19 protein-coding genes and 1 riboswitch are annotated in these 18,760 nt (G+C 71.6%); of the genes, 5 read left to right on the top strand and 14 right to left on the bottom strand.

Translation table 11 applies throughout. The annotated features are described in order from the left end of the window. Positions 1 to 46: 46 nt before the first annotated feature. Positions 47 to 757: a Crp/Fnr family transcriptional regulator gene (locus VAB18032_RS10595; protein WP_043723704.1), complete on the top strand. Its 711-nt coding sequence runs from the start codon at positions 47 to 49 to the stop codon at positions 755 to 757. 52 nt (positions 758 to 809) lie between these two features. Here the strand turns inward: VAB18032_RS10595 and pheT are convergent, their stop codons facing one another. The 9 genes from pheT to VAB18032_RS10550 all read right to left on the bottom strand — a co-directional run bounded on the left by pheT (position 810) and on the right by VAB18032_RS10550 (position 9,035). Then, positions 810 to 3,386 carry a phenylalanine--tRNA ligase subunit beta gene (pheT, locus tag VAB18032_RS10590; protein ID WP_043720353.1) on the bottom strand — a complete coding sequence of 859 codons (2,577 nt, stop codon included), beginning with the start codon at positions 3,384 to 3,386 and terminating at the stop codon, positions 810 to 812. A gap of 38 nt (positions 3,387 to 3,424) precedes the next feature. Then, the gene (pheS, locus tag VAB18032_RS10585; protein ID WP_013732812.1) at positions 3,425 to 4,492 is read right to left on the bottom strand and encodes a phenylalanine--tRNA ligase subunit alpha; all 1,068 of its coding nucleotides are present in this window, start codon (positions 4,490 to 4,492) and stop codon (positions 3,425 to 3,427) included. A 223-nt stretch (positions 4,493 to 4,715) separates the two neighbouring features. Next, positions 4,716 to 5,513: a TrmH family RNA methyltransferase gene (locus VAB18032_RS10580; RefSeq protein WP_013732811.1), complete on the bottom strand. Its 798-nt coding sequence runs from the start codon at positions 5,511 to 5,513 to the stop codon at positions 4,716 to 4,718. A gap of 69 nt (positions 5,514 to 5,582) precedes the next feature. Then, positions 5,583 to 5,975 carry a 50S ribosomal protein L20 gene (rplT, locus tag VAB18032_RS10575; RefSeq protein WP_013732810.1) on the bottom strand — a complete coding sequence of 131 codons (393 nt, stop codon included), beginning with the start codon at positions 5,973 to 5,975 and terminating at the stop codon, positions 5,583 to 5,585. A gap of 32 nt (positions 5,976 to 6,007) precedes the next feature. After that, a complete protein-coding gene (gene rpmI / locus VAB18032_RS10570) occupies positions 6,008 to 6,202 on the bottom strand; it encodes a 50S ribosomal protein L35 (RefSeq protein ID WP_013732809.1) in 195 nt (64 codons plus the stop codon). A 20-nt stretch (positions 6,203 to 6,222) separates the two neighbouring features. Further along, positions 6,223 to 6,885: a translation initiation factor IF-3 gene (infC, locus tag VAB18032_RS10565; protein WP_013732808.1), complete on the bottom strand. Its 663-nt coding sequence runs from the start codon at positions 6,883 to 6,885 to the stop codon at positions 6,223 to 6,225. 382 nt (positions 6,886 to 7,267) lie between these two features. Beyond that, complete coding sequence (locus tag VAB18032_RS10560; protein WP_013732807.1) at positions 7,268 to 7,741, bottom strand: PH domain-containing protein; 474 nt, start codon at positions 7,739 to 7,741, stop codon at positions 7,268 to 7,270. 140 nt (positions 7,742 to 7,881) lie between these two features. Beyond that, positions 7,882 to 8,727, bottom strand: coding sequence for an ATP phosphoribosyltransferase (gene hisG / locus VAB18032_RS10555; protein ID WP_013732806.1), 846 nt, complete (start codon positions 8,725 to 8,727; stop codon positions 7,882 to 7,884). Positions 8,728 to 8,771: 44 nt separating this feature from the next. Further along, positions 8,772 to 9,035: a phosphoribosyl-ATP diphosphatase gene (locus tag VAB18032_RS10550; RefSeq protein ID WP_013732805.1), complete on the bottom strand. Its 264-nt coding sequence runs from the start codon at positions 9,033 to 9,035 to the stop codon at positions 8,772 to 8,774. A 139-nt stretch (positions 9,036 to 9,174) separates the two neighbouring features. Here VAB18032_RS10550 and VAB18032_RS10545 point away from each other — a divergent pair, with 139 nt between their 5' ends. The 4 genes from VAB18032_RS10545 (at position 9,175) to VAB18032_RS10530 (ending at position 13,753) form a co-directional block, all read left to right on the top strand. Beyond that, a complete protein-coding gene (locus VAB18032_RS10545) occupies positions 9,175 to 10,041 on the top strand; it encodes an ABC transporter substrate-binding protein (protein ID WP_013732804.1) in 867 nt (288 codons plus the stop codon). After that, on the top strand, positions 10,038 to 10,883 hold the full coding sequence (locus VAB18032_RS10540) for an amino acid ABC transporter permease (RefSeq protein WP_043720348.1): 846 nt from the start codon (positions 10,038 to 10,040) through the stop codon (positions 10,881 to 10,883). The genes VAB18032_RS10545 and VAB18032_RS10540 overlap by 4 nt, the downstream gene beginning before the upstream one ends. A 2-nt stretch (positions 10,884 to 10,885) precedes the next feature. Further along, the gene (locus VAB18032_RS10535; protein WP_013732802.1) at positions 10,886 to 11,629 is read left to right on the top strand and encodes an amino acid ABC transporter ATP-binding protein; all 744 of its coding nucleotides are present in this window, start codon (positions 10,886 to 10,888) and stop codon (positions 11,627 to 11,629) included. 132 nt (positions 11,630 to 11,761) lie between these two features. Continuing rightward, positions 11,762 to 13,753 carry an acyl-CoA dehydrogenase family protein gene (locus VAB18032_RS10530; protein ID WP_013732801.1) on the top strand — a complete coding sequence of 664 codons (1,992 nt, stop codon included), beginning with the start codon at positions 11,762 to 11,764 and terminating at the stop codon, positions 13,751 to 13,753. Positions 13,754 to 13,817: 64 nt separating this feature from the next. On the opposite strand, the gene ribH is transcribed toward VAB18032_RS10530, so the two are convergent. The 5 genes from ribH to VAB18032_RS10505 all read right to left on the bottom strand — a co-directional run bounded on the left by ribH (position 13,818) and on the right by VAB18032_RS10505 (position 18,759). Continuing rightward, the gene (ribH, locus tag VAB18032_RS10525; RefSeq protein ID WP_043720344.1) at positions 13,818 to 14,318 is read right to left on the bottom strand and encodes a 6,7-dimethyl-8-ribityllumazine synthase; all 501 of its coding nucleotides are present in this window, start codon (positions 14,316 to 14,318) and stop codon (positions 13,818 to 13,820) included. Between the two features lie 5 nt (positions 14,319 to 14,323). Then, positions 14,324 to 15,604 (bottom strand): bifunctional 3,4-dihydroxy-2-butanone-4-phosphate synthase/GTP cyclohydrolase II, encoded by a 1,281-nt coding sequence (locus VAB18032_RS10520; protein WP_013732799.1) that lies wholly within the window; start codon positions 15,602 to 15,604, stop codon positions 14,324 to 14,326. Between the two features lie 109 nt (positions 15,605 to 15,713). Next, on the bottom strand, positions 15,714 to 16,343 hold the full coding sequence (locus tag VAB18032_RS10515) for a riboflavin synthase (RefSeq protein WP_013732797.1): 630 nt from the start codon (positions 16,341 to 16,343) through the stop codon (positions 15,714 to 15,716). 2 nt (positions 16,344 to 16,345) lie between these two features. Next, positions 16,346 to 17,407 carry a bifunctional diaminohydroxyphosphoribosylaminopyrimidine deaminase/5-amino-6-(5-phosphoribosylamino)uracil reductase RibD gene (ribD, locus tag VAB18032_RS10510; protein WP_013732796.1) on the bottom strand — a complete coding sequence of 354 codons (1,062 nt, stop codon included), beginning with the start codon at positions 17,405 to 17,407 and terminating at the stop codon, positions 16,346 to 16,348. Positions 17,408 to 17,547: 140 nt separating this feature from the next. Continuing rightward, positions 17,548 to 17,720, bottom strand: a riboswitch (FMN riboswitch). 58 nt (positions 17,721 to 17,778) lie between these two features. Further along, the gene (locus VAB18032_RS10505) at positions 17,779 to 18,759 is read right to left on the bottom strand and encodes a GGDEF domain-containing response regulator (protein ID WP_013732795.1); all 981 of its coding nucleotides are present in this window, start codon (positions 18,757 to 18,759) and stop codon (positions 17,779 to 17,781) included. Position 18,760: the final 1 nt, after the last annotated feature.

The following is an 18,760-nucleotide window of genomic DNA, read 5'->3' as shown; positions in this document are numbered from 1 at the left end:
GTTACGCTGCGGACGCTGTCGTCGCTTGAGCGGAGTGGGAGCCTGGATGCGGCGCGAACCTACCCAGAACTCGCAGTGGCCCTACGGCACATTTCTGCAACGGCTCGGCCCACCCGTACGCTCCGCCCTGTTGGAGCTCGGCGTACGTCGCCAGGTGCCGGCCGGTCAGATCCTGATCCACGAAGGACAGCAGCAATCACACCTGGTGCTGATCGAAGAGGGCCTGACGAAGGTCACCGCCGCCCTGCCCGACGGCCGCACGGCGCTGTTGTCCCTGCGGGTCGGCGGTGACCTGGTCGGCGAGATGTCGGCACTCAACGACCGGCCACGCTCCGCGACTGTCACCACCTGCAGCGCCGCCCGCTACAGCGTGATCCCCTCGGAGCGGTTCCGCGCGTTCCTCAGAACCAATCCGGACGCCGCGCTCGAACTCGCCGCCATGGTCTCCGACCGGTTGCGCTGGTCGAACCGCCGACGGATCGACTTCTCCTCGTACCCGGTCAAGATAAGGGTCGCCCGGGTGATCGCCGAACTGTCACGTACCCACGGCCGCCAGACACCCGACGGCGTCGTCATCGACGTCCGACTCACCCAACCGGAACTGGCCTCCATCTGCGGCGCCTCCGAGACCTCGGTCCAGAAGATCCTCCGGGAGCTGCGCACCGACGGGCTGGTCGACACCGACTACCGCCGGATGACCGTCCGGAATCTGCCCGGCCTTCAACAGGTCGGGCAACTCCAAGCCGACGAATGTTAAGAAGGGCCCCTTCCTATGCACGAGGCGTTAAGAAGGGGCCCTTCCTTACATCTCAGGCGCCGCGGAGAGTGGCGCCGACGCGTTCGGTGGCGCGGGCCACCGCGGCGTCGCGGGCGGCAACCGCCTCCTCGACGGTCAGGGTGCGGTCGGGTGCCCGGAAGGTGAGCTTGTAGGCCAGCGACTTGCGGCCAGCACCGAGCTGCTCCGAGGCGTACACGTCGAACAGGCGCACCGCCTCCAGCAGTTCACCGGCGCCCTCGGTGAGGGCCTGCTGGACGTCCTGGGCGGGGACCGCCTCGTCGACCACCAACGCCACGTCGATCAGGGCCGGCGGGAAGCCGGAGACTCCGGGCGCGGGCAGCACCGGCGCTGCCGGCAACGCGTCCAGGTCCAGCTCCATGGCACTGGTACGCCGAGGCAGCTCCAGTGTGGCCAGCACCGCCGGGTGCAGTTCACCGGCGTGACCGACGACCGTCCCGTCGACCAGCAGCTGCGCGCAGCGGCCGGGGTGCCAGGGGGCGTACTCGGCGGCCCGTACCTCGATCCGGTCGGCGGGCACGCCGGCGGCGGCGAGGACGTCACGGCCCGCCTCCACGGCGTCCGCCCAGGTGGCCGGTCGCCCGGCACCCCACCAGCCGGCCGGCTCGATGTCGCCGGTCAGCACGACGGCGACGTGCCGGGGCTGGTGCGGGACCACCGCGTCGGCGGCGGCGAACTCGGCGTCGGTGGGTCGCCGGTCCACCCCCATGGCCGGCGGGCTGCCGGCGCCCGGGCGCGGCTGGAAGACCACACCGATCTCGTAGAGCGCCAGGTCCCGCAGGCCACGACCGAGGTTACGGCGGACGATGCCGAGCAGCGGGCCGAGCAGCGTGGTCCGCAGCAGCGGCTCCTCGTCGGACAGCGGGTTGGCCACCCGTACCGCCTGGCGACGCGGGTCGTCGGCGGGCAGGGCGAACTGGTCGGCGAGGTCGGTGGCGACGAACGGGTGCGCCAGCACCTCGACGTAGCCGCGCTCGGCCAGCGCCCGGGACACCGCCCGGTTACGCCGCTGCTGCCAGGTCAGCCCCCGGCCGGGCGGTGCGGTGGGCAGCAGCGACGGCACCTTGTCGTACCCGTCCAGGCGGACCACCTCCTCCACCAGGTCGGCCGGGTCGGTCAGGTCGGGCCGCCAGGTCGGCGGGGTGACGCTGAGGACGTCGGCGTCACCTGCGGCGACACCCACCTCGCCGGGATCCTCGGCGAGCCGGTCGGTACCCCGCGCCACGGTGCAGCCGACCTGTTCCAGCAGGGCGACCACCCGTGCCGGCGAATACTCCACCCCGACCCGCCGGCTCGGCAGGTCGACCGGCAACGTCACCGGGGTACGCGCCACGACGTGGTCGATGTCCAGCACCTCGTCGCCGGCGGTGCCGCCCGCGTGCTCGGTGAGCAGGGCTACCGCCCGGTCCAGGGCGACCAGCGGCAGGGCCGGGTCGACGCCCCGCTCCCACCGCTTCGCCGCCTCACTGAACAGCTTGTGTCGACGCGCGGTACGCCCCACCATCGCCGGGTCCCAGTGCGCGGCCTCGAACAGCACGTTGACGGTGCTGGGCAGCACCTCACTGGTCTCGCCACCCATCACGGCGGCGAGCGAGATCGGCACCCCGTCGCCGTCGCCCGCGACCGGGTTGGACAGGCCGGCGTCGCAGATGACCATGTCTTCCGGGGCGAGGGCGCGGGTCACCCCGTCGAGCGTGGTCAGCTTCTCCCCCGGTACCGCCCGACGGACCACCAGCGGGCCGGCGAGACGGTCGGCGTCGAAGGCGTGCATCGGCTGCCCGAGTTCGAGCATCACGTAGTTGGTGATGTCGACGGGCAGCGAGATGCTGCGGATGCCGGCAACGGTGAGCCGCCGCTGCATCCACTGCGGGGTCTGCGCCGTCGGGTCGACGCCGCGCACCATCCGGGCCGCGAACCGGTCACAGCCGACCGGGTCGCGTACCTCGACCGGGTACGCCGGTTGGGCGGTGCCCGGCGTGGCCGGCATCCGACCCGGGTCCTGGAAGCCGACGCCGAGGGCGTGCGCCAGTTCGCGGGCGAGCCCGCGCAGGGACATCTGGTAGCCCCGGTCCGGGGTGATCTCCACCTCGACGACGATGTCGTCGAGCCCGACCACGGGACGGGCGTCGTCGCCGGGCTTGGCGGCGACGTGTTCAGGCAGCACCAGGATGCCGGAGTGGTCGTCGCCCAGACCCAGCTCCTTGGCGGAGCAGATCATGCCGTGGGAGTTGCGCCCGTACGTCTTGCGGGCCCCGATGGCGAAGCCGCCCGGCAGCACCCCGCCGGGCAGGATCACCACGACCCGGTCGCCGGGGGCGAAGTTGCGCGCCCCGCAGACGATCTCCTGCGGTTCACCGGTGCCGTTGGCGGCGCCCACGTTCACCCGGCAGAACCGGATCGGCTTCTTGAAGCCGGTCAACTCCTCGATCTCCAGGACCTCACCGACCACCAGCTGTCCGGTTACCGTGGTGGACAGGTCCACGATGGACTCGACCTCGATGCCGAGGTCGACCAGGGCCCGCTCCAGGTCGGCGGCGGGCAGGTCCGGCAGGTCGACGTACTCCCGCAACCAACTGACAGAAACTCGCATGACTCGTTACCACCGTCTCCGTTACTCGCGCGCCCGCACTACGCCCCGTGGCCGAACGCCCGGGTGAACCGGACGTCGCCCTCGACCATGTCCCGCATGTCGCCCACCCCGTGTCGGAACATCACGGTGCGGTCGATGCCCATGCCGAAGGCGAACCCGGAGTAGACCTCCGGGTCGATGCCGCAGGCGCGCAGCACCCGCGGGTTGACCATGCCGCAGCCACCCCACTCGACCCACTGTGGGCCCTTGCGGTGCTCCGGGAACCACACGTCGAACTCCGCCGACGGCTCGGTGAACGGGAAGTAGTGCGGCCGGAACCGGGTCTTCGCGCCCTCGCCGAACATGGCGCGGGCGAAGTGGTCGAGCGTGCCGCGCAGGTGGGCCATGGTGATGCCCTTGTCCACCACCAGGCCCTCGACCTGGTGGAACACCGGCGAGTGGGTGGCGTCCAACTCGTCGGTGCGGTAGACCCGGCCGGGCACCACCACGTAGATCGGCGGCTGGCGGGTCAGCATCGTGCGCGCCTGCACCGGTGAGGTGTGGGTACGCAGCACCAGCCCGGACTGCTCGGGTGCGATGTGGAAGGTGTCCATCAGGCCCCGGGCCGGGTGGTCGACGGGAATGTTGAGCGCGTCGAAGTTGGTCCACTCCAACTCGACCTCGGGGCCCTCGGCCACCTCGTAGCCCATCCCGATGAACAGGTCGCTGATCTGTTCCATCAGCACGCTGACCGGGTGCCGGGAGCCACGCGGGCGCCGGTCGTAGGGCAGCGTCACATCGACGCGCTCGGCGACCAGGACCCGCTGCGCCTGCTCGCGGTCGAGCACCTCGGACCGGGCGGCGTAGGCCTGCTCGATGCTGCGACGGGCCTCGTTGACCCGCTTGCCGGCGTCGGCCTTGGCGGCGGGCGGCAGCGCGCCGATCTCCCGACGGGCCAGCGAGACCGGGGCCCGGTCGCCGAGGTGCGCCGGGCGGACCGCGGCCAGCGCGTCGGGGTCACCGGCGGCGGCGAACGCCTTCTCGGCCTCGGTCACGGCCTCGGCCAGGGCGGCCGGGTCGAGCAGGGCGACCTGCTTCGGGTCGTACGGATCGTTGCGGTAGGTCATGGCGTACGGGCACTCCTCACGGCGGCGCCGGCCCTCACAGGCGGCGAAGCGAGTCTACGGACGCGCGGCTGCGCCGCAGCCCGCCGGTGGGAGTGGTGCGGAGAGCAGGTCAGGCTCGCCGCCCGCCGACACCGGCGGGCTGGCTAAACGTACGCCGTGGTGCGTCCACCATCACCGGCCGCTCTCCTCGTGCTCTGCACATGTTCCTGCGCGTGATCTCATGTCAGCGCTGGGCTCTCGCCGAAGCGTACAGGCAGACCGCCGCGGCCGCAGCCAGGTTGAGGCTCTCGGCCCGCCCGTGCAGCGGGACCCGGACCCGGGCGTCGGCGGCGGCGATCAGCTCGTCGGGCAGGCCGTGCGCCTCGGACCCGAACAGCCAGGCGGTGGGAACGGCGAGTCGGCCGGCGTCGGCCAGGTCGTCGAGATCCGCTTCGCCGTAGCCGGTCGCGGCGAGCACCACCAGACCGGCGGCGCGGGCGGCGTCGACCACCGCCGCCGGGTCGCGTTCGCGTACCACGTCGACGTGGAACAGGCTGCCCGCCGAAGACCGGACGCACTTGCCGTTGTACGGGTCGACCGCCTCCCCGGCGAAGACCACCGCCGCGGCGCCGGCCGCGTCGGCGGTCCGCAACACGGTGCCGGCGTTGCCCGGGTCCCGGATGCCCGCGAGCACCCCGACCAGCCGCGGACCGCGGGACAGCGCGGTCGCCAGCGGCACGTCGAGGTGTTGGCAGACGGCGACCAGGCCCTGCGGGGCGACGGTCTCGGCGAGCGCCGCGAGCGCCTCGTCGGTCACCTCGGAGACGGGTACGTCGGCGCCGGCGGCGGCTGCCGCCAGGTCGGCGTGGCGGTCGAGCGCGGTGGGCGTACCGAACAGTTCGAGCACCGTCCGGGAGCGGGCCAGGGCCTCGCGGACCGCCTGCGGTCCCTCGGCGAGGAACCGGCCGGTGGCCTCGCGGTCGCGGCGGCGTTGCAACCGGCGGGCGGCGACCACCCGGGGTGTACGCGGCGTGAAGGGCATGGTGTCCTCACCACACACGCGCGAGGCGCCCCCCGTCGTCGAGGGACGCCTCGCTGCGTTGTGCGGGGATCAGGCGGCCTGGGCCGCCGCGCCGCCGGTGCCCTCGGCCTGCACCGCGGCCCGGGCCAGCTCGACGATCGCCGCGAAGGCGGCGGCGTCGTTGACGGCCATGTCGGCCAGGATCTTGCGGTCGACCTCGATGCCGGCCAGGCGCAGGCCCTGGATCAGCCGGTTGTAGGTCATGCCGTTGGCGCGGGCACCCGCGTTGATCCGCTGGATCCACAACTGCCGGAAGTCGCCCTTGCGGTCACGACGGTCCCGGTAGGCGTACTGCATCGAGTGCAGCACCTGCTCCTTGGCCTTGCGGTACAGCCGGGAGCGCTGACCGCGGTAACCACTCGCGGTCTCCAGCAGGGTACGGCGCTTCTTCTGGGCGTTCACAGCCCGCTTGACGCGTGCCATCTCAACTCCTTCTTGGGCTCAGGTGGCGCGCGTCAGCGGCCGAGCAGCTTCTTGAGGCGCTTGACGTCGGACTTGGCGGCCTCGACCACGCCCGTCAGCCGCCGGGTACGGGTGGAGGGCTTCTTCTCCAGGTTGTGGCGCAGACCGGCCTGCTGCTTCATGATCTTGCCCTTGCCGGTTACGCGGACCCGCTTACCCGTCCCCGTGTGGCTCTTCATCTTCGGCATGTGGAACGTCTTCTCCCCTGTTACTGGCCGCTGGTGTCAGCGGTCCCGCCGGTCTCACCGGCTGCTGCGCTCTCACCGGCCGTCACGGACTCGGTAGCCGCTGCGGGCTCGGTAGCCGCCGCGGAATCCTCCGCGGTCCGCTCCCGAGGTCCGCCACGCGACGCCGTGGCGGCGACCGCGGAGGCCTTCACGGCCCGGTGCGGAGCGAGAACCATGATCATGTTTCGGCCGTCCTGCTTAGGAGCGGACTCGACATATCCCAGTTCCGTGATCTCCGACTCGAGCCGACGCAGGAGCCGGTAACCCAGCTCCGGGCGACTCTGCTCGCGACCGCGGAACATGATCGTCACCTTGACCTTGTCTCCGGCCTTGAGGAACCGCACCACGTGACCCTTCTTGGTCTCGTAGTCGTGCGGATCGATCTTCGGTCGGAGCTTCATCTCCTTGATGACGGTCTGCTGCTGGTTACGCCGCGCTTCGCGCGCCTTCAGTGCGCTCTCGTACTTGAACTTGCCGAAGTCCATGAGCTTGCACACCGGCGGGCGCGCCATCGGCGCAACCTCGACCAGGTCCAGATCGACGTCCGCGGCCAGCTGAAGGGCGCGCTCCAGCGGGACGATGCCCACCTGCTCACCCTCGGGGCCGACCAGTCGGACCTCACGTGCCCGGATCTGCTCGTTCACGCGTGGTTCGACGCTGATGGGGCCTCCTCGAGTCGGTTCTTCATCGGTGGCCGACCCGTGCGGCTCCCGTCGGGAACCGGCGCGGAAAGCAGAAGGCCCCGGCGCATGCCAGGGCCCGCTCGACCGGTCGGCACGATCACAGGATCGCGCATCCGGAGCCGGGACGTGCCCGGAACCGGTGACCGGACCCGGCCGCCGCAGTTGGCGAACTCGGGTGGGAGCAGGCGCCCCACTTTCGTGGCCGCCCGCTCACACGGACAGCCTGGTCGACTTGACCACACTACACCCCGGTCACCGAGGCCTCAAACCGACCCACCGTGTCGCCTGCGCTGTCGCACGGACCGGTGGTGCCGACGCTGTCCGCCGCCGGGCGGCAGGCAGGTCAGGGGCCGGGGGTGCGCTCGGCAAGGGCGGCCAGGTGCGCCTGGTGCAGCCGGCGCAGGGCACGCACCCCGTCGACCGCATGCTGCTTGTCGGCGGCCTGCAGCGCCACCACCGGCAGCAGATCGTCGTCGTACAACTCCAGGGCGGCCCACGGCGCGCCGCGGTCGAACCGGATCCCCCGGACGACCTCCCAGGGCAGCTCGTACGAGCCGATGATGTTGCGGACCCGCACCCCCCGCGCGTCCGCCTCCACCCGGGGACGGGTGAACAGCAGGGCACCGAGGGCGAAGAGCACGCCGAGCCCGATCATGGCGAACTGGTCGCCGCGCTGGAAGGTGCCGTAACCGTTGCCGGTCGGCCCGGTCAGCGTGGTGGCGATCACCGCGAACAACACCACCACCACGACCGCCGACACCCAGCAGACCACCCGGATGCGCCGGGGCCGCAGCCGCACCGGCTCGCCGCCGGTCACCGGCCCACGGTCGGCCGTATCGGCACCCGGCTGCGCTGCACCCCGCTGAGCTGCGTCCCGCTGACTCATGGCACCAGTCTGCCATCCGCCCCCGGCCCGGCGGACGGTGCCACACGCAGCGACACCGTCCGCCGCACCGGTCACAACCGGCAGGCGTGGATGTTGGTGACCAGGATCGCCCGGGCCCCGAGCTCGTAGAGCTCGTCCATGATCCGGTGCACGTCGTCGCGGAGCACCATGGCCTGCACCGCCACCCAGCCCTCACGGTGCAGCGGCGAGACGGTCGGTGACTCGATGCCCGGGGTCAGCGAGCTGGCCCGGTCCAGCAGGCCGGCCGGCACGTCGTAGGCGAGCATGACGTACCGGCGGGCCACCAGCACCCCGTGCAGCCGGCGCAGCAACTGCTCCGCCTGCGGGTGCGCGGTCGCGCCGGCCCGGCGGACCAGCACCGCCGAGGAGCGCAGCAGCGGCTCGCCGAAGACCACCAGGCCGGCCTGGCGCAGCGTGGCGCCGGTCTCGACCACGTCGGCGACCACGTCGGCCACGCCCAGGCGGATGGCGTTCTCCACCGCGCCGTCGAGGCGGATCACCTCGGCCTTGACGCCCAACTCGGCGAGGTGACGCTCGACCAACCCCGGGTACGCGGTGGCGATCCGGTGCCCACCCAGCTCCTGGACGTCGTCGACGTCGTCCGGGCGGGCGGCGAACCGGAAGGTGGCCCGGCCGAAGTTCAGGTCGACGACCTCCTCGGCCGGCGCGCCGGAGTCGATCAGCAGGTCCCGGCCGGTGATCCCGACGTCCAGGTCACCGGAGCCGACGTAGGTGGCGATGTCCTTCGGTCGCAGGTAGAAGAATTCGATGTCGTTTGCCTCGTCCCGGCAGACCAGGTCCTTCGGGTCGCTGCGCTGGCGGTAGCCCGCCTCGCGCAGCATCTCGGCGGCCGAGGAGGCCAGGGCGCCCTTGTTGGGTACGGCGACACGCAGCATGACGGAGTGCTCCTTCGATCGGGTCAAGAGTCGACGGCGGGCACTCAGAGATGTCGGTAGACGTCCTTGAGCTCCAGTCCGCTGGCGAGCATCAACACCTGCACCTGGTAGAGCAGCTGGGAGATCTCCTCGGCGGTGCGTTCGGGCCCCTCGTGCTCAGCGGCCATCCACGACTCGGCGGCCTCCTCGACCACCTTCTTGCCGATGAAGTGCACCCCCTTCTCCAGCGCGGCGACCGTGCCCGAGCCGGGGGTGCCGGCGGCGGCCTTGGCCTGCAGCTCGGCGAACAACTCCTCGAACGTCTTCACGGAACCGGATTCTCCCAGTTGCCCCGGGTCGTGGCGTGCACCGGGTCCGGTGGTGACCGGTGAGCGGGACCTGTATTCCCTACCACCATGGTGGGACAGCTCTACGGCAGCTGCCGATGGTGGTCGTACGCTGTCGGCCATGGTCAGCACCCCACGCATCCGTACGCTAGCCACGGCCGGCGCGGTCCTTTTCGCCGTCACCGCCTGCGCGCCGCAGAACGAGCCCGCGCCCCCGCCCTCGACCTCCGACGCCGCCTCGTGCGCGAAGGAGAACCTGCCCACCCAGACCCCCGGCAAGCTCACCATCGCCACCGACCAGCCGGCCTACCAGCCGTGGTTCGTCGACGACAAGCCCGAGAACGGCCAGGGCTACGAGTCGGCGGTGGCCTACGCGGTGGCGGAGAAGCTCGGCTACACCCGCGACGAGGTTGTCTGGACCCGGGTCAAGTTCGACTCGGCGATCGCCCCCGGACCGAAGTCCTTCGACTTCGACATCAACCAGTTCTCGATCACCGAGGAGCGCAAGAAGGCCGTCGACTTCACCGCGCCCTACTACCTGGTGCGGCAGACCGTCATCGCCCTGAAGTCGTCCAAGATCGCCGGTAAGACCAGCCTGGCGGACCTGCGCGAGGCCAAGCTCGGCGCCCAGGTCGGTACGACCAGCTACCAGGCGATCACCGACGTGGTGAAGCCGACGACGAAGCCGCAGGTCTACAACAGCAACGACGACGCCAAGAAGGCCCTGCAGAACGGTCAGCTCGACGGCCTGGTCGTCGACCTGCCCACCGCCTTCTACATCACCGCCGCGGAGATCGACGACGCGGTGATCGTCGGCCAGTTGCCGCAGGTGGGCACGCCGGAGGCGTTCGGGCTGCTGCTGGACAAGGACTCCCCGCTGACCGGTTGCGTCAGCAACGCGGTCGGGCAGCTCACCGCCGACGGCGTGTTGAAGCAGTTGGAGCAGCAGTGGCTGGCCCAGGTCGCGGGAGCCCCTGAACTCACGTGAGCGCAACCTCGTACGTCCCCTCCCCCGCCCAGCGGGCCCGAGAGGAGTACCGCCGCAGGCAGACCGTACTGAGCGTGCTGATCGCCGCCGCCTCCACGGCGGCGGTCGGCACGCTGCTGGCGTTCGCGGTGACCGGGGCGCCCGGCTGGGACCGCGTACGCGCCTCGTTCTTCGACCCGCAGATCGCCCGGGACGCGCTGCCGGCGGTGCTGACCGGGCTCTGGCTCAACCTGCGGTTGCTGGTCTGCTGCGCCATCGGCGCGTTGCTGCTCGGGCTGGTGATCGCGATCCTGCGTACCCTGCGCGGGCCGGTCTTCTTCCCGATCCGGGCGCTGGCCACCAGCTACACGTACGCCTTCCGGGGCCTGCCGCTGATCATCGTGCTCTACCTGCTCACCCTCGGCGTGCCGGGCCTGCGGTTGCAGGGCATGCCGCCGGTGCTGGTGCTGGGCGGGCTCGCGCTGGTGCTCACCTACAGCGGGTACCTGGCCGAGGTGTTCCGCGCCGGCATCGAGTCGGTGCATCCCAGTCAGCTCGCGGCGGCCCGGTCGCTGGGGCTGACCTACCGGCAGACCATGCGGCACGTGGTGCTGCCGCAGGCCGTCCGGCGGGTGGCGCCGCCGCTGCTCAACGACGTGGTGGCGTTGCAGAAGGACGTCGGCCTGGTCTCCCTGGCCGGCCCGATCGACGCGGTCCGGGCCGCGCAGATCGCCACCGCGCAGAGCTTCAACTACACGCCGTACATCGTGGCCGGGGTGCTCTTCGTGCTGCTGGCCATTCCGCTGATCGCCGTCACCGACCGGGTCACCCTGCGGGCGGCCCGACGCCAGTCCGGAGGCTGAGCATGGACGTGTTGCGGTGCCGCGGGCTGCGCAAGGTCTTCGGCGACCAGGTGGTCCTCGACGGCCTCGACCTGACCGTGGCCGAACACCAGGTGGTGGCCCTGATCGGGTCCTCCGGGTCGGGCAAGTCGACCCTGCTGCGCTGCATCAACCTGCTGGAGGACCTGCACGACGGGACGATCGAGCTGGACGGCGAGGACATCACCGCCCCCGGCGTCGACCCCGACAAGGTACGCCGCCGTATCGGCATGGTGTTCCAGTCGTACAACCTCTTCCCGCACCTGAGCGTGCTGGACAACATCACCCTCGCACCCCGCCGGGTGCACCGTCGGGCGCGGGCCGAGGCGGAGGCCCGGGCCCGGGAGCTGCTGGAGCGGGTGGGGTTGGGGGCGAAGGCCGACGCGTACCCGGACCGGCTCTCCGGCGGCCAGCAGCAGCGGGTGGCGATCGTGCGGGCGCTGGCCAACTCGCCCCGGCTGCTGCTGCTCGACGAGGTCACCTCGGCGCTGGACCCGGAGCTGGTCGGTGAGGTGCTGACGATGATCCGCGACCTCAAGACCGAGGGCATGACGATGATCCTGGCCACCCACGAGATGGGCTTCGCCCGCGACGTGGCCGACCAGGTCTGCTTCCTCGACGCCGGCCGGGTCATCGAGTCCGGCCCGCCCAGCCAGGTGCTCGCCGATCCCGTCCACCCGCGTACCCGCCAGTTCCTGGCCCGCATCATCGAGGCCCGCCGCCTCTGACCGACCCGGTCGAGGGCGGGATGAGCGGTTACCGGCACCGATTACGCCATGATCGAGGCCACAATGTGGTGGGTCGGTAAGCTCGATTGGGTACAAAACGCACCCATGACGATGTCGCCAGAGGTAGCAGCCATGTCCAGTCAGCCGTCCGTACCCGTCGACGTCGCCCGCCTGCGAGAGGTGCTGGACGGACCGTGGGCCGAGGTCCGCGAGGCCCACCGCACCGAACTCGACGACAGCTTCCTGCCGGTGTACGGGGAAACCGGCGACCAGGCACGGGAGCGGATCACCGGGCTGCTGCCCCGGCTGCCGGTCACGATGGGCATGCCCGCGGCCTTCCCCGCCGAGTACGGCGGCCGGTCCGACATCGGCGCCTCGATCGTGGCCACCGAGATGCTGGCCCAGGTCGACCTGTCCCTGATGGTCAAGGCGGGCGTGCAGTGGGGCCTGTTCGGCGGCGCCGTGCTGTCGCTGGGCACCGGGCGGCACCACGACGCCTACCTGCGCGACATCGTCGCCGGTGACATCCTCGGCTGCTTCGCGATGACCGAGACCGGGCACGGCTCGGACGTGCAGCAGCTGCGCACCACCTGCACGTACGACCCGGCCACGCAGACCTTCGACCTGCACACTCCGCATCAGGCGGCCCGCAAGGACTACATCGGCAACGCGGCCCGCGACGGCCGGATGGCTGTCGTCTTCGCCCAGCTGATCACCAACGGGCAGCGGCACGGCGTACACGCCTGGCTGGTCCCGATCCGCGACGCGCAGGGCAACCCGATGCCCGGGGTGACCATTGGCGACGCCGGGCCCAAGGCCGGCCTGCTCGGCGTGGACAACGGGCGGCTCAGCTTCGACCACGTCACCGTGCCCCGGGACATGCTGCTGGACCGGTACGGCCAGGTGGCCGCCGACGGCACCTACTCCAGCCCGATCTCCAACGACTCCCGACGCTTCTTCACCATGCTCGGCACCCTGGTCCGGGGGCGGGCGAGCGTGGGTGGCGCTGCGGCGGCGGCCACCAAGGTGGCGCTGACCGTCGCGGTGCGCTATGGCGACATCCGCCGCCAGTTCAGCAGCCCCGACGCCGAACGCGAGGTGCTGCTCAACGACTACCTGGCCCACCAGCGCAAGCTGCTGCCCGCGCTGGCCACCACGTACGCCCTGCACTTCGCCCAGGCCGAGCTGGTCGCCGCGATCGACCAGGTGCAGGGCGGCGACGGCCCGGTCGACGAGCATCGGCAGCGGGAGCTGGAGTCGCGGGCCGCCGGTCTGAAGGCCGCGCAGACCTGGCACGCCACCCGCACCATCCAGATGTGCCGCGAGGCGTGCGGCGGGGCCGGCTACCTGGCCGAGAACCGGCTGCCCGGCCTGAAGGCCGACACCGACGTCTTCACCACCTTCGAGGGCGACAACACGGTGCTGTTGCAGCTGGTGGCCAAGGGGCTGCTCACCGGCTACCGGGACGAGTTCGGTTCGCTGGACGGCTGGGGGCGGGCCTCGTTCGTCGCCGAACAGGTCCGCGAGATGGTGTTGGAGCGTACCGCCGCACGGTCGCTCATCGAACGGCTGGTCAGCGCCGTGCCCGGCCGCGACGAGGAGGTCGCGGTCACCGACCGCGGCTGGCAGCTGAAGGCCTTCGAGGACCGTGAACGACACCTGCTCGACGGTGCGGTCCGGCGGCTGCGCAACGGCGCCAGCACCAAGAAGGACCGGCCCTTCGACATCTTCAACGACGTGCAGGACCACGTCCTGGCCGTCGCCGCCGCGCACGTCGACCGGGTCACCCTGGAGGCGTTCGTCGCCGGTATCGAGGCCACCTCGGATCCGGCGGTCAAGGCGCTGCTGTCCCGGGTCTGCGACCTGTACGCGCTCAGCGTCATCGAGGCCCACAAGGGCTGGTTCCTGGAGCACGGCCGGCTCACCCCGGCCCGCGCCAAGGTGATCACCGCCGTGGTGAACAACCTGCTCAAGGAGCTACGCCCGCAGATGGGCACGCTGGTGGACGGGTTCGGCATCCCGCAGTCGTGGCTGCACTGCGCCATCCTGCGCGAGGAGGCCGACCGGCAGGAGGCCATGGCCGCCCACGACGCCGCCGGTGACCCGCAGACCGTCCCGGCGTAACCGGACCGCCGGTCGGCGGCGGGACCCGCCGGGGTGGCGGTCGGCGTCGGGGTGGCGTACGCCCTCAGACGCCGAAGCCGACGCGCTGGTTGCCGCCGGTGCTGACGCCACGGATGGCCAGGGCGGCGTCCAGCGCGGCGACGGTGGCGGACCAGCCCTTGTCCTCCGCGGAGCCGGGCAGCCCGGCCCGGTCGCGGGCCTGGTCGAGGGTGTCGACGGTGAGCACCCCGTGCGCCACCGGCTTGCCCTCGTCGAGCGCGACCCGGGTCAAGCCGTCGGTGACCGACCGGCAGACGTAGTCGAAGTGGGCGGTGGCGCCGCGTACCACCACGCCGAGGGCGACCACCACGTCGCAGCGGCGGGCCAGGGCCTGGGCCACCACCGGCAGTTCCACCGAGCCGGCCACCCGGGCCACCACGGCCTGCGCTCCGCACGCCTGCGCGGCGGCCACCGCCCGGTCGAGCATGTGGTCGGTCAGCTCGCCGTGCCAGCGTGCGGCGACCACGCCCACGGTCATTCCCGACGCGTCGACCGGGGTCGTCCCCGGCTCACCGAAACCTGCCATCTGTCCTACGCTCCGATCTCGTTGCCGGCCACCGGACGACCCATCGGGGCCTCGGCGGTCTCGTCCACGTCGAGCAGGTGCCCCATCCGGTCCCGTTTGGTCCGCAGGTAGCGCACGTTCTCCGGGTGGGTGCGCACCGGCAGGCTCTCCCGGCCGGTGACGGTGAGCCCGTAGCCTTCCAACCCGGCCCGCTTGGCGGGGTTGTTGGTGAGCAGCCGCATCGAGCGCACCCCGATGTCGTAGAGGATCTGCGCGCCGGTGCCGTAGTCCCGCGCGTCGGCGGGCAGACCGAGGTCGAGGTTCGCGTCGACCGTGTCGCGGCCCTGGTCCTGCAACTGGTACGCCTGAAGCTTGTGCAGCAGCCCGATGCCGCGCCCCTCGTGGCCGCGTACGTAGAGCACCACGCCCCGCCCCTCCTTCGCCACCCGGTCCAGGGCGGCGTTGAGCTGGGGACCGCAGTCGCAGCGCACCGAGGCGAAGGCGTCTCCGGTCAGGCACTCGGAGTGCACCCGGACCAGCACGTCCCGGCCGTCACCGATGTCCCCCATCACCAGGGCCACGTGCTCGGCCGAGTCGGTCTCGCTGCGGTAGCCCAGCGCCCGGAACACCCCGTGCTCGGTGGGCATCCGGGCGTCGGCGACCAGTTCGACCTGCTTCTCGATGCGACGCCGGTAGGCGATCAGGTCGGCGATGGTGATCAGGGCCAGCGAATGCTCGGCGCAGAACTTCTCCAGGTCCGGCAGGCGCATCATGCTGCCGTCGTCGTTGACCAGTTCGCAGAGCACCCCGGCGGGTCGCAGACCGGCCAGCCGGGCCAGGTCGACGGCCGCCTCGGTGTGTCCGGCCCGCCGCAGCACCCCGCCCGGGCGGGCCCGCAACGGCACCACGTGCCCGGGCCGGGCCAGGTCGGCGGGCCCGGTCGACGGGTCGGCGAGCAGCCGGATGGTGTGCGCCCGGTCGGCCGCCGAGATGCCGGTGCTCACCCCTTCCCGGGCGTCCACCGTCACCGTGTACGCGGTCTGCCGGCGGTCCTGGTTGGTGTGGTGCATGGGCGGCAGGTCCAGCCGGTCGCACTCGTCCTCGGTCAGCGGTACGCAGATGAAGCCCGAGGTGTGCCGCACGGTGAACGCCAGCAGTTCCGGGGTGGCCAGTTCGGCGGCGAAGATCAGATCGCCCTCGTTCTCCCGGTCGGGGTCGTCGACCACGACGACCGGCCGGCCGGCGGCGATCTCCGCGAGCGCCTGTTCGATGTCGGTGAAGGGTCCCGGCTCGCTGTGCTCGGTCATGCGACGGCCTCCGCGTAGGTGGATGGAATCGGGACGGACGCCGCGGTGGTGGTCCGCGCGGTGCGCCACCGGCTGACCTCGGCGGTGACCGACCGGCCGCACGCGCCGGTCACGACGCCACCGGGCCGGGCACGGGCGCGTCGGCCGGGCGGGCGCCGAGCAGCCGCTCGACGTACTTGGCCAGCACGTCCATCTCCAGGTTGACCGGGTCGCCGACGGCTCGGGTGCCGAGGGTGGTCAGTGCCAGGGTGGTCGGGATCAGGCCGACGCTGAACCAGTCGTCGCCGACCTCGGCCACCGTCAGCGAGACCCCGTCGATGGTGATCGAGCCCTTCTCCACCACGTACCGCGACAGCGCCACCGGCAGCCGGAACCGGACGGTCTCCCAGCGCGGCGCGGGTTCCCGCGCGAGCACCTCACCGACGCCGTCGACGTGCCCCTGCACCAGGTGCCCACCGAGGCGGCTGCCCAGCGCGGCGGCGCGCTCCAGGTTGACCGGGTCCCCGGCACGCAGCGTGCCCAGCGCCGAGCGGCGCAGCGTCTCGCCCATCACGTCGGCGGTGAACACCCCGCCGTCGACGTCGACGACGGTCAGGCAGACGCCGTTGACCGCGATCGAGTCGCCGTGCCGGGCGTCGGAGGTGACCAGCGGGCCACGGACCGCGACCAGGACGGAGTCCTGCGCCGTCGGGGTCACCCCGACGACCTCACCCAACTCCTCGACGATGCCGGTGAACATGCCTAGCCCTCCCTCTTGCGGGGCAGCGCGGTGATACGTAGATCGGGACCGATCTGCGTAACGTCGGTGATCTCCAGGTCGATGGCCTCGGCGATGGTGGTAACACCGGCGTCGACCAGGGCCGCCGGGCCCGCGCCGAGCAGCCGGGGGGCGAGGTAGCCGACCACCCGGTCGACCAGGCCGGCGGCGAGGAACGCCCCGGCCAGCTTCGGCCCGCCCTCCAGCAGCACGGCCCGTACCCCCTTGGCGTGCAGGGCGGCCAGCAGCGCGGGCAGATCCACCCCGCCGTCCGGGCCGGCGCCCACCTCGGCCGCGGTGGCGATCCAGGTGCGGGCGGCGGCATCGCGGATCTGGGCGTCGAGCGGGGTACGCCCGGCCGAGTCGACCACCACGCGCAACGGTTGCCGGATGGCCAGGCTGCCGTCACGCAGGTTGCGCACGGTCAGTCGAGGGTCGTCGGCGAGGACCGTGCCCACCCCGACGATCACCGCGTCGACTGTCGCGCGCAGCGCGTGCACGTCCATCCGGGCCGCCTCGGAGGTGATCCACATGCTGGTGCCGTCGGCCGCCGCGGAGCGGCCGTCAAGCGTCGCCGCGTACTTCCAGATCACGTACGGCCAGCCCCGGCGCATCGCGGTCAGCCAGGCGACGTTGCCGTTCTCTGCTTCGGTGGCGCGTACCCCCAGGTCGACCCGGATGCCGGCGGCCCGCAGCGTCGCCGCACCCCCGGCGGCCACCGGGGTGGGGTCCGGCACCGCGATCACCACGCGCGCCACCTGCGCCTGCACCAGGGCGTCGCTGCACGGGCCGGTACGCCCGGTGTGATCGCACGGCTCCAGGGTGACCACCGCGGTGCCGCCCTTCGCCCGGTGCCCGGCCTGGGCCAGCGCGACGATTTCGGCATGCGGCCCACCGGCGTACGCGTGGAAGCCCTCGCCGACCACCTCGCCGTCGGCGTCGAGCAGCACACAACCGACCACCGGATTGGGACTGGTCGTGCCGAGCCCGCGCGCCGCGAGTTCGATCGCGCGACGCATCGCCTCGTCCACGGAGACGCTCGCCATCGCCTGACCCCTGCCCTCTCGCTGTCCGGGCGCGGGCGGGGAGGCGACAGGCATGCGGGCGGAATCCGGGAACGGCACAGCCGCCCCGGCAGGGAGGGTGCGCACGCCACGACACGGCGAGCACCGACCCCTTCCGATCCGCGCGCTGTCTCCCATCCGGACTGTCTGGGCGCGGACGGGCCGCACCCAACCGTCGGCCCCGGATTCTCACCAGGTCCACCGGGCGGACGAACCGCTCCCGGGTCGCGGGCTTACCACGGTCGGACCGTGGATCACCGCCGGTTCGGAATTACACCGAGTCCCGCCAGCGCGTGGTGGGTACTGAGGGAAAGTCTTACACGGCGAGTGGGTGGTTTGGCCAGAGCGGCGAGCTACTTCACATGACGCTGATTCGGATCGGAGACGCCGCGCCGACGATCCACCGCCACGTACGAACCGGGCTGGCTCTTGGCCACGCTCTTCATCTCCGAGGCGATGGTCATCGCCTCAAGTGGGCTGGTCAGACGCTTGTCGGCGTCGGAAACGCAGACCCCGATGGACAGCGTCACCAAAGCCGCTTTTCGCATGTTTCCGCGCCGGTCCTTCAGCTCCACATACCCCCGTTCGCGGTCCGTGGGGTCGTACAGCGCGTCGGCCGCCTTCTCGAAATCTGCGGAAACTCGGGACGTCAACGCCAGAACCTGATCCGGGGTACAGACGAACACGAAGTCGTCACCGCCGACGTGACCGAGGAAGGCCGGCGGCGGCGCCACCGAGACCACCGCCTGGTGCAGGGTCCGGGCCAACGCGGCGATGAAGTCGTCGCCGCGGACGAACCCGTACCGGTCGTTGACGCTCTTGAACCGGTCGATGTCGATGTACCCGACCGCGTAGTCGGTGCCGCTGCGGACCCGGTCGGCGATCTCCCGGCGGATGCGGCTGTTGCCCGGCAGCCCGGTCAGCGGGGAGACCTCGCGGAACTCCTTGTTGCGGCGCAACGTCGAGGTGACCCGGGCCAGCAGTTCCAGGGTGTCGAAGGGCTTGACCAGATAGTCGTCCGCGCCCGCGCTGAGTCCGTTGACCTTGTCCTGGGTCATCCCCTTGGCGGTCAACATGATCACCGGCAGGACCGCGGTCATCGGGTCGGCCCGCAGCCGCCGGGTCAACTCCAGACCGTCGATGCGAGGCATCATCAGGTCCACCACGGCGAGATCGGGACGCTGACGTTCGATCAGCTCCAACGCCTCCTGACCGTCGCTGGCCAGCATGACGTCGAAACCGTGCAGCCGCAGGTTGAACTCGACGAAACGGGCGATGTCCTCGTCGTCGTCGACGACGAGGATCACGTCCCTGCGGTCACCGGCGGCCTCCACC

This window comes from Micromonospora maris AB-18-032 (genome assembly GCF_000204155.1).
GTDB lineage: Bacteria > Actinomycetota > Actinomycetes > Mycobacteriales > Micromonosporaceae > Micromonospora > Micromonospora gifhornensis.
Note: the sequence above shows the minus strand (reverse complement) of the source record. Positions and strands in the feature narration are given on the sequence as shown.

Coding starts and splice junctions, on each gene's coding strand:
- VAB18032_RS10530 (WP_013732801.1), top strand. CDS start 11,762: ATGTCCAGTCAGCCGTCCGTACCCGTCGACGTCGCCCGCCTGCGAGAG.
- ribD (WP_013732796.1), bottom strand. CDS start 17,407: ATGGCGAGCGTCTCCGTGGACGAGGCGATGCGTCGCGCGATCGAACTC.
- rpmI (WP_013732809.1), bottom strand. CDS start 6,202: ATGCCGAAGATGAAGAGCCACACGGGGACGGGTAAGCGGGTCCGCGTA.
- VAB18032_RS10545 (WP_013732804.1), top strand. CDS start 9,175: ATGGTCAGCACCCCACGCATCCGTACGCTAGCCACGGCCGGCGCGGTC.
- VAB18032_RS10580 (WP_013732811.1), bottom strand. CDS start 5,513: ATGCCCTTCACGCCGCGTACACCCCGGGTGGTCGCCGCCCGCCGGTTG.
- hisG (WP_013732806.1), bottom strand. CDS start 8,727: ATGCTGCGTGTCGCCGTACCCAACAAGGGCGCCCTGGCCTCCTCGGCC.
- VAB18032_RS10595 (WP_043723704.1), top strand. CDS start 47: ATGCGGCGCGAACCTACCCAGAACTCGCAGTGGCCCTACGGCACATTT.
- VAB18032_RS10520 (WP_013732799.1), bottom strand. CDS start 15,604: ATGACCGAGCACAGCGAGCCGGGACCCTTCACCGACATCGAACAGGCG.
- VAB18032_RS10535 (WP_013732802.1), top strand. CDS start 10,886: ATGGACGTGTTGCGGTGCCGCGGGCTGCGCAAGGTCTTCGGCGACCAG.
- rplT (WP_013732810.1), bottom strand. CDS start 5,975: ATGGCACGCGTCAAGCGGGCTGTGAACGCCCAGAAGAAGCGCCGTACC.
- pheT (WP_043720353.1), bottom strand. CDS start 3,386: ATGCGAGTTTCTGTCAGTTGGTTGCGGGAGTACGTCGACCTGCCGGAC.
- VAB18032_RS10515 (WP_013732797.1), bottom strand. CDS start 16,343: ATGTTCACCGGCATCGTCGAGGAGTTGGGTGAGGTCGTCGGGGTGACC.
- pheS (WP_013732812.1), bottom strand. CDS start 4,492: ATGACCTACCGCAACGATCCGTACGACCCGAAGCAGGTCGCCCTGCTC.
- ribH (WP_043720344.1), bottom strand. CDS start 14,318: ATGGCAGGTTTCGGTGAGCCGGGGACGACCCCGGTCGACGCGTCGGGA.